Origin of the sequence: Nostoc sp. JL23, assembly GCF_017115065.1 — a bacterium.
Lineage (GTDB): Bacteria > Cyanobacteriota > Cyanobacteriia > Cyanobacteriales > Nostocaceae > Nostoc > Nostoc punctiforme_A.
Genome location: NZ_JABXKN010000110.1, coordinates 1 through 12,079, shown reverse-complemented (window position 1 = coordinate 12,079; position 12,079 = coordinate 1). Strand labels below are relative to the sequence as shown.

At 44.8% G+C, this 12,079-nt stretch carries 13 protein-coding genes and 1 pseudogene; 8 read left to right on the top strand and 6 right to left on the bottom strand.

Features of this window, described 5'->3' with window-relative positions:
* Positions 1–28: 28 nt before the first annotated feature.
* The 5 genes from HWQ42_RS22570 to HWQ42_RS22550 all read right to left on the bottom strand — a co-directional run bounded on the left by HWQ42_RS22570 (position 29) and on the right by HWQ42_RS22550 (position 3,362).
* A complete protein-coding gene (locus tag HWQ42_RS22570; RefSeq protein WP_292816295.1) occupies positions 29–436 on the bottom strand; it encodes a hypothetical protein in 408 nt (135 codons plus the stop codon).
* A gap of 49 nt (positions 437–485) precedes the next feature.
* Positions 486–1,091: a HEAT repeat domain-containing protein gene (locus HWQ42_RS22565; protein ID WP_292816293.1), complete on the bottom strand. Its 606-nt coding sequence runs from the start codon at positions 1,089–1,091 to the stop codon at positions 486–488.
* A gap of 173 nt (positions 1,092–1,264) precedes the next feature.
* Positions 1,265–1,759 carry a hypothetical protein gene (locus tag HWQ42_RS22560; protein ID WP_292816292.1) on the bottom strand — a complete coding sequence of 165 codons (495 nt, stop codon included), beginning with the start codon at positions 1,757–1,759 and terminating at the stop codon, positions 1,265–1,267.
* A 186-nt stretch (positions 1,760–1,945) separates the two neighbouring features.
* Positions 1,946–2,155, bottom strand: a complete 210-nt coding sequence (locus HWQ42_RS22555) for a transposase (RefSeq protein ID WP_292816290.1) — start codon at positions 2,153–2,155, stop codon at positions 1,946–1,948.
* 22 nt (positions 2,156–2,177) lie between these two features.
* Positions 2,178–3,362 carry a transposase gene (locus HWQ42_RS22550; protein ID WP_292816288.1) on the bottom strand — a complete coding sequence of 395 codons (1,185 nt, stop codon included), beginning with the start codon at positions 3,360–3,362 and terminating at the stop codon, positions 2,178–2,180.
* Positions 3,363–4,345: 983 nt separating this feature from the next.
* On the opposite strand from HWQ42_RS22550, the gene HWQ42_RS22545 reads away from it, so the two are divergent.
* The 8 genes and pseudogenes from HWQ42_RS22545 to HWQ42_RS22510 all read left to right on the top strand — a co-directional run bounded on the left by HWQ42_RS22545 (position 4,346) and on the right by HWQ42_RS22510 (position 11,858).
* Positions 4,346–5,236: an alpha/beta hydrolase gene (locus tag HWQ42_RS22545; RefSeq protein WP_292816286.1), complete on the top strand. Its 891-nt coding sequence runs from the start codon at positions 4,346–4,348 to the stop codon at positions 5,234–5,236.
* 120 nt (positions 5,237–5,356) lie between these two features.
* Positions 5,357–5,710 (top strand): hypothetical protein, encoded by a 354-nt coding sequence (locus tag HWQ42_RS22540; RefSeq protein WP_292816284.1) that lies wholly within the window; start codon positions 5,357–5,359, stop codon positions 5,708–5,710.
* 267 nt (positions 5,711–5,977) lie between these two features.
* Positions 5,978–6,685, top strand: a complete 708-nt coding sequence (locus HWQ42_RS22535; RefSeq protein WP_292816283.1) for a nitroreductase — start codon at positions 5,978–5,980, stop codon at positions 6,683–6,685.
* Positions 6,686–6,739: 54 nt separating this feature from the next.
* A complete protein-coding gene (locus HWQ42_RS22530) occupies positions 6,740–7,660 on the top strand; it encodes an NmrA family NAD(P)-binding protein (RefSeq protein ID WP_292816281.1) in 921 nt (306 codons plus the stop codon).
* A gap of 76 nt (positions 7,661–7,736) precedes the next feature.
* Positions 7,737–8,496, top strand: a pseudogene (locus HWQ42_RS22525) (SDR family oxidoreductase).
* A gap of 158 nt (positions 8,497–8,654) precedes the next feature.
* Positions 8,655–9,671: an aldo/keto reductase gene (locus HWQ42_RS22520; protein WP_292816279.1), complete on the top strand. Its 1,017-nt coding sequence runs from the start codon at positions 8,655–8,657 to the stop codon at positions 9,669–9,671.
* A gap of 38 nt (positions 9,672–9,709) precedes the next feature.
* A complete protein-coding gene (locus HWQ42_RS22515; RefSeq protein WP_292816277.1) occupies positions 9,710–11,098 on the top strand; it encodes a mercuric reductase in 1,389 nt (462 codons plus the stop codon).
* A gap of 604 nt (positions 11,099–11,702) precedes the next feature.
* The gene (locus HWQ42_RS22510; protein ID WP_292816275.1) at positions 11,703–11,858 is read left to right on the top strand and encodes an SDR family oxidoreductase; all 156 of its coding nucleotides are present in this window, start codon (positions 11,703–11,705) and stop codon (positions 11,856–11,858) included.
* Between the two features lie 35 nt (positions 11,859–11,893).
* Here the strand turns inward: HWQ42_RS22510 and HWQ42_RS22505 are convergent.
* Positions 11,894–12,079, bottom strand: a 186-nt coding sequence (locus HWQ42_RS22505; protein ID WP_292816273.1) for a hypothetical protein, incomplete at its 5' end; no start/stop codon positions are given.

Here is a 12,079-nt window from a genome sequence, read left to right as displayed (position 1 = left end):
AAATCGTCAACTCAAGTATTTAGGGGGATTAGCTAAAAATCGCAAAGTTATTCTCGTTGTAGAGTGGAACTGAACTCTTGCGATCGCTAATCTCTCGAACCTGTTGACCTTCGGCAGGCAGGTAATTGTAAGATTTGAGATGCTGCAACCCAACCGTGTGTTCGCCATCCCAAATTCTCACGCTGCAACTAAAGTCATTCACTGCGCTGACAATTGCCCAACAGCCACCTTTGCCTCTCAGTTCGGGATTGTCTTTAACAAGGATTTGGCAGACTTCGCCTATCTGGTAGGTGTTTGTTACTGAGGTACGATCTGCTATATCTTTGGCAATCTTAGCAGTCAGTACTTTACAATCAGCTTCTTCCATTTCACTAGTTGGCAGAATTTGTGTCCTGTTTGTTATCAAATTTTTGTAGACATCAGCTACTGCAAACAAATAATTTGATTTCTGGCGACTCTAACCAAATTTATCCCGGCAGTATTGTTTAAAAGTTTTGTGAATGGAAAGGTAAACCCTGCAATTCTAAAACTTTAGCTGCTTTTTCACACACTTCAGAATCTTCATCATCCATTAATGCTTGTAGTGTTTGTACGACTAAATTTGATAAATTTCCTAAGTCTAGTAGAACTTTAGCTGCATCAAGACGTACCCAAGGATCTTCTTCTTCCAGCACTGCTAACAATCCTTGTACAATTTGCTCTGAAGTATCGCCCAAGTAAATTAATATTTTTGCAACTTCAAGGTTTATTGCATAGGCAGAATAATATAAAAGTCCATGTAGTGTTTGTCGTACCAATATTGAGGTATTACCTAGATTGACTAATGCTTCTGCGGTATGAAGACGAAAAAACTCACAATCTGAATATTCACGCTCAGGATCTCCTTCATATTCAAGTAGTTCTAGTAGTGTTTCTAAAACTAAATTTGTACTATAACCCTCTTCTGTCACTCTCCGAAAAGATTTGCCATTTCTGAATTCTAGAGCTTTTGTATAGCCTGCGTAGGCGTAGCCCGCCGCAGGCATCGCACGATTATTTTCTAATAACAAATACAAGACCGATTTTTTTCTAATAGTATAGCTTGTATTCATTGCCTCATAAGGCTTCTAGCAATCACCTTCCCAGAAAGTGACAGAAGAGGGGTAGGGGTAAATATAGCGAAGACACTGTTGGCGAAATATTGCTTAACATTAAAAAGTGATAAAAACCAATCAATTTGGCAATTTAGAGAAATCGTGACTTCTTGCAGCAGTTTTGGCAGCAATCAGAAACTGTCAACCAGATGTTTTATTTCTTGAATAAATCGATTAAGTGCTTTCTGTGCTGCTTTGTAAGCTGAAGCTTGCCGTCCCAACTTCAATTCAAATAAAATGCGATCGTGTATCGCCTCAAAATCTACAACGTCATGCACAAAGTTAATGGCTGACCGTTCCTTAAGCTCTAAATTTTCTTTTTGAAGATTCTGTACTTGGGCAATGAGCCTCTCCATTTCCTGGTCGTACCGTGTAATACTCGGCAATGGTTCAAAAAAATCCTGTGAATCAGAAGTAGAAATATTTGAATTTTTCCGTGTAATACATGGGTTGACGTTACTTCTAACTATTTCCTCTAGATAGTCAGCCCTAGTTAATCCCAAGCATTCAGAGGCGATACCTAACGCCTTCCAGGTATCATCTGTTAGTCGTAAAGAACGCACCTCGCGGTAATCCGAGCTTTTAATCGCAAACTTCCCTTGAATATCCCTTTTCATCTTTTTCATAGGATATGCTTACCATGTATTACACGGTACTTTTAAAAATCTTTTTAGTAGTTGTCAACCGTGTATTACATGGTAGAGTTGCCTTGACTTATTCTTTAATCACCTTGAGGTTGCAATTGTTTGAAACGAGATGAGCGAGTTTTAGCAAGAGGTATACCATTTAGCCAAGCATCCAACCGTACTAAATTAAGCGCACAAGCAATGAAAACCTGCATCAAGTGAGTTTTCTTTAAACCGATGTAGCGAGATTGACGTAGTGCCGAGCGCCGTAAACATAAGTGAATGTGTTGATTCAATGCCTGCGCGTTGGTTGTAAGTAGCTTTCCATTCAGGTGTTTTTTGAGTTTGTCGTCGAGTTTGGAGTGCTATATGTTGCACCTGTGGAAGAAGAGTCAACTCCCGTGGTTCGGTTTTTGACTTAGTGCAAGATGAACGAACCGGACAATTTCTGCATATTATGCCAACTGGGATCTGACCGCACCGGGCCAATAATTTCAATATTATACTGAGTCTTACTATTTACTAAATTTTCCGCAGTGGGATACCCAGCATCCAGTAGATGCTCATCTGGTAGAAAATCTTTTTCTTCAAGTCTTGAGTGGATTGGTTCCACTGCTTGCTCGTCGGTAATGGTGGATAGGGTTGTGTGGACGTTGGTGATGAAACGGGGGCTATCTTCGTCGCAAATCTCGGTCATGTGTACTTTATAACCAACCCAATCGATGCTGCGTTTGCTACTGTAGTGAGCTTCGACATCATGGGGCGAATGAATCGCAATTGTAGATGGTGGCATATCTTTCACAGTACGCCATTTTACTTGGACATCTGGCTCTGGGGCATAAAATTGCTGTATCCATATTTGACGCAGGGTTTCTACTCCTGGTATTTGTCTTAACCACTGTGGCGCAGTTGGGTCATAGATTGCGTCTAACAGCGCCAAACCGTCTGCTCCAATTGTGCTGCCTAAAGCTTCTCGCTCGGAGTCAAGCTTTGGTAAACGATAATTTTCTACACGACGACCATAGCGGTCAAACCAATCAGGCTGAATATTTGTTGCTAACCAGTCAGGTGCTACAACTGCTAAACTATCGAGCGCAACGCGCATCCCTTCCCCCAATGTCTCTAATCGATTGAGGGTGCGTATTGCACCTAAAACATGGGTTGAATCAGTACGCTGTCGCCGATGGGTTTTGAGCAATCCTGATTCCTTCAAGCGATGTAGCAATATATCTAGTAGTTTTTGCTCTGCGCCACCTGCAAGTAATCGAGTGCGAAACTCACTAAGGATTGAATAGTCAAAGCCAGAGTCGGTTAAAGCCAGGCTCAACATATATTTCCAGTCAATATGTCCACGTACTGCATCTGCCGCTTGTCGGTCAGATAAATTCTCCATAAATTGCATTATGCACACCAATGCTAACCGCCAAGGTGTATACGCTGGCTGCCCATTTTGTGGAAATAAGTCCGCAAATACTTCCTCCTCAAAGATACTTCCCAAGGTATCCAGGATCTTCATGTAAATATTTCCTTTTGGGAAAGATGCACGCGCCACCTCTACTGTTTGTTGAGGTATGTCGGGGATATTTTGAGGATGCATCGACATGGTAACAATTTATCTAAGCGTTCAGGATTTAATTATCCTATCGCTGCGGAAGTAATCAGAATTTTCGTGCAGTATTACGTTGCCAAAATTGTTAAGCAATATTTCGCCAACAGTGTCTTCGCTATATTTACCCCTTATTCTATCTGCGTCCTACCCTTTTTGTCCCCCCGTAAGGTATATACAATAGTCTGATTGATGGTTGAATTGTATAAGTTGATTAAATACGATACAAAAAGTAGTCAAAATAATTTCGCAATATAACTCTTTTGAAAAATTAACCAAGAAAGCGATCGCCCCGTGATCGATTATGATTATTTTTGCGAAATTGACAAGTATTTATTTTCAATAAAGCATGAGTTTAATTACTACTCCTAAAGGATTAAACTTGCAGCTATTTGTAATAATCCAATTCTTTGTGAAGCTGCATATTATTTTGACCCCTCCCAACCTCCCCAACGTATTGGGGAGGTTGGGAGGGGTTCTTTCTATGCATCTTCATCCAGAATTGGTATAACTCAGTTAAAATACGTTTTTATTACAGTTTCTAATTGCGATAGAAGACTGCAATATAATTGTATAAATTTAGTAGTGAAAGTATTACTACAAGGAACAAGGATAAATTGTTTTTAAAAGCAATAATATTTTAAAAAAGGTTTAAATAGTGTGTGAATTGTATAACTTCTATTAGAACCTTCAAAAGGTAGAGGTTATATTGCGAGAAATTTGTAATTATTAAATGTGTAGTAAAAGAAACTAAAGCTGAGACATTCATTAGCTTAGAGATGCTACTCAGTAAACTTCATAGATATCAACAAGCGTAAAAATTATTTTTTGACGGCTCCTGATTACGCAAACAATTAATTAACATGAGTAATTTAATGACCCATTTTACGTTGGATACCGCACTGGATGCCCACAATGCGGTAGAGCAAGGCACATCGGTCGGCAAAATCGTAATCGACATTGCAATATGAGATAAAATCATGACCACATTTCACACAATCTCAATCGATGGTTTAGATATCTTCTACCGAGAAGCTGGTTCCCGCAGTAATCCAACGATTCTGCTGTTACACGGCTTTCCGACCTCATCTCACATGTTTCGCAATCTGATGCCTGCGCTTGCCGATCACTTCCATCTAGTTGCCCCGGATTATCCGAGCTACGGCAACAGTTCTATGCCAACTGTGGATGAGTTTGACTACACGTTTGATCGCTTGGCCCAAATCGTGGAGAAATTTATTACGGCGATCGATCTCAAGCAATATAGCCTCTACGTAATGGATTATGGCGCTCCCATTGGCTATCGGATTGCAGCTAAATATCCAGAGCGAGTGGAAGCGCTGATTGTCCAAAACGGGAATGCCTATGAAGAAGGTATACGCGGCGAATTTTGGAACCCAGCTAAAGCCTACTGGCAAGACCGTTCTCCTGAGAATGCTGACAAGCTCAGATCCTTTTTCACTTTGGAAACAACGAAGTGGCAATATACCAACGGCGTTCGCAATCTGGAAGCGATCAGCCCTGATACCTGGAATATGGATCAACCTCTCCTTGATCGCCCCGGCAACGATGAGATTCAGCTAGCGCTACTGTATAGCTATGGCACGAATCCACCACTATATCCGCAATGGCAGGAGTATTTTCGCAAATATCAGCCACCTACTCTGATTGTTTGGGGTAAGAATGATGACATCTTCCCAGCCGAAGGCGCTTATCCCTACAAGGACGATCTCAAAGACGTTGAGTTTCATTTACTCGATACCGGACATTTTGCCCTGGAAGAGGAAGGAGATGCGATCGCAGATCATATCCGTCGCTTTATGACAACTCATGTTGGACAATCACAGGACGGGAGCAACACGATTTTGTGAGGTGGCAAAACTGGGGGGCTTTTCGCATTGCTCCCCACAGGACACAGGACTCATCATCATGAAAAAACTAGACCAAAAAATGATTTTACAACACTAATGAAAACACTACTGAAAAGATCCGTGTTACTCCTTGCTCTGCCAATCAGTGTCTTAGTTAATTTTTCCTTAAGAGCTTCTGCTGATTCAACTGCTGGCATCATCCTGAGTACTAAATGCCAAGGCGGCAACAACATCAATATTTGGCAGAATTATAATTCTGGTGAACTGCTCTATCGGGCGACCAATCCCAACGGTCATTTAAGTTTGGGCAAAGGAACTAAGCAAGCGACAGAAGGTGTTCGAGTGTATAAGTTTCGGAATAGAAATTATCAATATTGGGTGTGGGATGGCACGTTAGATAGCCCGCAGTCTGGAACTTTAGAGGTGTATAAAAACAATCGGATCTTGATGCGCCAAACTTGTAGGAAAAATTGAATCTTCAGTACTCTCAATACTTCTCGGGTTTTGCACTTTTAACTCGGAATCGGGTTTGGGGAAAAGGTTAAACCAATTCACAATGGGTAACTCTTGGAGACGCTAAAAGCGAACGCCCCGCTACGCTAACGCAATTACGTTTTGTGACGGGGATTTAGACCCCGACACAAAATGCGCTGCCGTCATTTCTTGCTGGGGACTTAAACCCCCAAAGTTCGTTAACCGAAAAGTATTGTCAGTACTCTTTCTCATAAAGGTTTATTAAACATGTTCGATCTCGACCAAACTATCAAAGACCGGCACTCAACCCGAAAATTCTTATCCAAACCCGTGCCGCGAATTTTACTCGATGAAGCTCTTGCTCTAGCACAGCTCGCGCCGTCGAATTCCAATACCCAGCCGTGGCGGGTAGTATTTGCTGAAGGTACTCGACGCGATCAACTGAAAAAGGCTTTGCTAAAGCAAGCGCAGCATTTTGACGAGTCTCAGCTACCCAAAATAGCTCAACTGCCAGAGGCATTTCAGCATTACCGCCAGGAACTAGGCGAACAAGTCTATGGAGCGATGGGGATTGCTCGTGATGATACAGCGAGTCGAGAACGAGCCGTTCTGCGTAATTACGAATTTTTTGATGCCCCAATGGTCGGTATCGTCTGTATGCACCGAGAACTAGGCGATGCGGATGCTTTAAGTGTAGGGATCTATTTACAAACGCTGATGCTGAGTCTGACTGCTCGTGGACTGGGCACCTGCGCTCAGGTTTCGCTAGCCGCTTATCCTGAAATCATTCGCAGCGAGTTAAATATCCCACCGGAATTATCGATCCTATGCGGTTTAGCCGTTGGCTATACCGATCCTGATTTTTCCCCTAATCACCTGCATATTAGCCGCGATCCCGTTGAGAAAAATATCTCATTTCTCGACGATCTTGAGCTAGCACATAGAAGTGATTGGAATACTCTTGTTAGAGCGTAATATTTGGGGAAAATCGCTAAAATGCACTCCCAGAGATGGTTTTAAGGATCTTTCTTGAAGCCGGAAGCTTGGAAAGATGTTTATCAATTGTCTACTATTTACAAGGAGAGCGAAATGTACGCTATTACTGGAATTACAGGTCAGGTCGGCGGTGCCGTCGCCCGCAAATTGTTGAGCGACAATCAGTCTGTCTGCGCTGTGATCCGTGATACTAAGAAGGGAACTGCCTGGGTCGAGGAGGGTTGTGCAGTTGCCCTGGCGGACATGAACGATGCTGACGCGCTCACAGCAGCTTTTAGAAAAGCTGAGGGTGTCTTCGTTGTGATTCCGCCAAACTTTGTGCCATCACCGGGCTTTCCCGAAACACGGGCAATTGTCGCTGCTCTGCGTACTGCAATCGCAGCAGTGCATCCGGGCAAAGTCGTCTGCCTGTCCACCATTGGCGCACAGGCAACCCAGCCGAACCTACTGACTCAACTTCAGATATTGGAGCAAGTATTGGGGGATCTGCCGATGCCGATCGCCTTTCTTCGTCCCGCCTGGTTTATGGAGAACGCGGCTTGGGACGTAGCACCTGCCAGAGAGAGTGGCATTATCCAAAGCTTCCTGCAACCGTTGGATAAACCTGTGCCGATGATTGCGACGGCGGATATCGGTCGTGTTGCCTCCGAGTTGCTGCAACAGACTTGGAGTGGACGGCAAATCGTCGAAATCGAGGGCCCGCAACGGGTAACGCCGAATGACATTGCAAAGGGCTTTTCCAAGATTCTGGGTCATCAGGTACACGCAAAGGTAGTTCCCCGCGAAATCTGGGAGGCGCTGTTCAAGGCTCAGGGTACAGCCGATCCAGAGCCGCGCATTCGGATGCTCGACGGTTTCAACGAGGGCTGGATCGAGTTCGAGAGTGGTGAGTCTGGCTCCATCAAAGGCGAAGTCGAACTGGAAACTGTTCTGAAAAGCTTGGTGGAGCGATGATTCAGGAGATTATACCCATGTCACGACACCCTATTTCAGTGAATCATGTCTCAAAATACACCCAAGAAAATTAACAATGACTACGTTATTTGGAAAAGTCGCACTCGTTACAGGTGGAACATCAGGGATTGGTAAAGCAACCGCTCTAGCTCTAGCTCAAGCTGGAGCAAAAGTAGTTGTTGCAGGTCGTCGGCAAGTTGAAGGTGAAGAAACAATTCGACAGATTCAAGCAATGGGTGGGGAAGGCTTTTCTGTGACGACAGATGTTTCTAAAGAAGCCGATGTGCAGATACTGATTGAGAAAATAATGACACACTATGGAAGACTCGACATTGCTTTCAACAATGCTGGAGTGGAACAAGATTCCACGCCGTTAGCAGAGCAAACCGAAGCTACTTACGATCGCATCATGGATATCAATGTTAAAGGGGTATGGTTGTCCTTGAAACATGAGATTCCAGCCTTGTTGAAAAATGGCGGTGGGGCGATCGTCAATACTAGTTCAGTTTTGGGTTTGGTCGGTGGTGCAATGGTGCCGATTTACACTGCTAGTAAACACGCTGTAGAAGGGCTAACAAAATCAGTTGGCATTAGAATTTGTCAAGCAAGGAATTCGGGTGAATGCCGTCAGTCCGGGTCCAATTCAAACCGAAATGCTCGATCGCCTTTTCAAAGCAAATCCAAAAGCGACCGAGGATTTCATCAAAGGGCAGCCAATCGGTCGGATTGGTACGCCGGCAGAAGTGGTAAATGCTGTATTATGGCTCTGTTCAGACGCTTCTAGTTTTGTCACTGGACAATCGATCTCAGTTGATGGCGGCTTTATCGCGCAATAACGAAGGACATTCCTTTGGCAGGTTAGGCATCTTTTGCGGTTTCTGCACAGAACATTCCGCGCTGAGTTCTCAAAAGCGTGTCCACACCGCAGATTAGACCTCTAACACTGTTTCGGTTGGCAATTCAGAGTTTTATAGGCAAATCAAGGAGACTACCAATGAAAACACGCAAACTCGGCAATCAAGGACTTGTGGTTTCAGAACTAGGACTAGGCTGTATGGGAATGTCTGATTTCTATGGTGGGCAGGACGATCGAGAAGCGATCGCCACGATTCACCGGGCATTAGAACTCGGCATTACCTTACTGGATACTGCCGATATGTATGGCCCCTTTACCAATGAACAGTTGGTAGGCAGAGCCATCAAAGACCATCGCGATCAGGTAGCGATCGCAACGAAGTTTGGCATTGTGCGATCGCCAGAGGGTGGATGGAACGGTATTAACGGTAAGCCAGAGTATGTGCATCAAGCCTGTGATGCATCGCTGAAGCGGTTGGGTGTAGATGTGATTGACCTTTATTATCAGCACCGGATTGATCCGGAAGTCCCTATTGAAGACACGATTGGTGCAATGGCGGAACTGGTGCAGCAGGGAAAAGTGCGCTATCTAGGGCTTTCAGAAGCCACTCCAGCGACGATTCGACGGGCTAATACTGTTCACTCCATTTCCGCCCTGCAAACGGAATATTCGCTCTGGAGCCGCGATCCCGAAGATGAAATTCTGCCCACAGTGCGGGAATTAGGTATTGGATTTGTACCCTACAGTCCATTGGGGCGAGGCTTTTTGTCAGGACGATTCACCAGCCCAAATGATTTTTCAGAAGACGACTACCGCCGATCTTCCCCTCGCTTTCAGGGAGAGAATTTCTACAAAAATCTGCAATTAGTGGAGCAGGTAAAGGCGATTGCGGCTGAAAAAGGAGCAACGCCCAGTCAACTCGCCCTGGCATGGCTGTTAGCCCAAGGAGAAGATATCATTCCCATTCCGGGTACCAAGCAGCGCAAATATCTGGAGGAGAACGTTGCAGCAACAGAAGTTCAGCTGACAACAGACGACCTGAACCGAATTGAAGTTTTTGCACCAAAAGGAGTTGCCGCAGGCGATCGCTACCCCGCTGATATAAGGTCGCTGCAAGAGGCATTAACGAACAGCAGACGATCTCAGCCAAATTGAAGCTGTGTACCAAGACAGCACCTTAAAGGAGATGTGGAATGAACCCTGAATACTACGACGACATTATTATCGGCAGTGGCAAAGCAGGTAAAACCCTAGCACCAGCGCTAGTCGCAAACGGACGTAAAACTGCTCTGGTGGAACGCAGCTTAACCATGATTGGTGGTGGGTGCATCAACATCGCCTGCATCCCTACCAAAACGATGGTTGCCAGTGCAGAGGTAGTTAATACTGTGCGACACAGCGCTGCTTACGGTGTTAAAGCCAATGCACCCATCGTTGATTTAGCAGCCGTAATTGGGCGCAAACGATCTGTCGTACACTCCATGCGTGAAATGAATTTGCACAATCTAGAAACTGCTCTGGGTCACGAACTGATCGTTGGAGTGGGACGGTTTGTGTCATCCAAAACGATTGAAGTGACAACGGCTCTTGACACCACTCGCTTACTCACCGCAGAACGGTTCTTTGTCAATACAGGCACACGACCGTTAATTCCATCGCTACCCGGACTCACAGAAGCTGGTTTTTTGACGAGCGAATCGATCATGGAACTGGAACAGTTGCCGGAGCATCTGATCGTACTTGGGAGCGGCTATATTGGGTTGGAGTTTGCCCAGATGTTCCAGCGCTTTGGCTCTCGCGTTACTGTGATTGGGCATAGCGAGCAAATTTTATCAAATCAAGATTCAGATATTGCGATCGCCGTTCAAACGCTGCTAGAACGAGAAGGCATTGAATTCTTGCTGAAGACAAATGTATTGAGAGTAGATCGCGTTGACAATGCGACTGTCCTTCAGCTCCAGGTTGCCGATCGCTCCCTTAGCCTCCAAGGTTCACATTTGCTCGTCGCTATCGGTCGTGCGCCAACCACTGATAGCTTAAATTTAGCCGCCGCTGGTGTGGCAACTGATGCCCACGGGTTTATTGTAGTTAACGAGCGCCTGGAAACAAACATACCGGGGATTTGGGCCTTAGGCGATATCAATGGAGGACTGCAATATACCCATGTCTCGCTCGACGATTACCGAATTATCAAAGCGAATCTGATTGATGGTGGCAACCGCAGCACTCGCCATCGCTTGGTTCCATCCTGTCTGTTCATAGATCCCGAACTGGCTCATGTGGGTCTGACCGAAACTGAAGCACAGCAACAAGGGTATGCCATCCGCGTGGCGAAACTGGATGCCTCAGCGATTCCTAGAGCAAAAACTCTCGGTCAAACCGATGGACTGATGAAGGCGATCGTGGATACCGAGACAGGTCGTATTCTCGGTTGTTCCCTGTTGTGTCATGAAGCGGGGGAAGTGATTTCGACGGTGCAGATGGTGATGCAAGCTCAGATGCCTTACACCGTTCTGCGCGATGGCGTTTTGACTCATCCCACGATGACCGAAGGGTTAAATATGCTGTTTTCAAAGTTGTAAAACGCAACCTTGGGCTTTAATTAAATCTGCAGCCCACAGAGTTACATCTTTTACAACTCCTGATGATTGAGTTTGAGGAGATACATTTGCAACGATTAACATAGTTCCACCAACCGAAGCAATCGTTAAAAGTGCTAATGCACTAAGTTATTTGTCGAATTGAAACATGATTTTCGTAATCTAAAATCCTTACTTATTTGTTGATTATTTGCAAAAGCCTTACTTGATTTACAGACTTTGTTCGAGTCAGTTCAGTGGCTTGTGTTGTTCATTATTCAACTTTCATTCAAATTAGACCACTCCAGTTTGTTGAGTTAAGATACTATTTAATCTTTCTATTCCCATAGGCATATCTTGACAGTGAAATAGTGACGAGAAGTGATATGACTTGGTTAAGCCTGATAGTCTTCAGTAAGAAAGGAAATAATTTACTAATTTATCTGCAAAGAGCGAAGTTACCCGTAACGCTTTAGCAAAACTGTAGGAAAGGACTCGCTCTGCCCTTTATTAGTGGTAACTTGCCTATGGATTCCAATGTGGGCAAATCTAGGAACGGTAGTTCCTCTCATGGGCGGGTTCGAGGGGTGATCCTATCACCTCAAGGGTGGCAGCAATTTCAAGCTGCAAAACAGCAAGCACACCCCTGGGACGGGTCGGTCAGCCAGAGGACATCGGCCCGATCGCTGTCTTCCTCGCCTCTGAGGACTCCCACTGGCTGACCGGACAACGGATTCTCGCCACTGGCGGTCAAACTTGGTAGGCATTCAACTCAGTTAGAAGAACCGCAACACTAACTTAAGAGAACAGCATGACCACCATCCTAAACTTCATCGGGAAGTAATCGTGAATTTCTAAAATCAACCCATTCATCCAAGGAGAATGATTCATGGAAACTATTTTGAAGAGCATTGCCGTTCCATCTGGCGGAGGCAAAGCGCTCCAAGTGTTGCCAGGAGAATCGACGATCTTGAACGCTTCTAC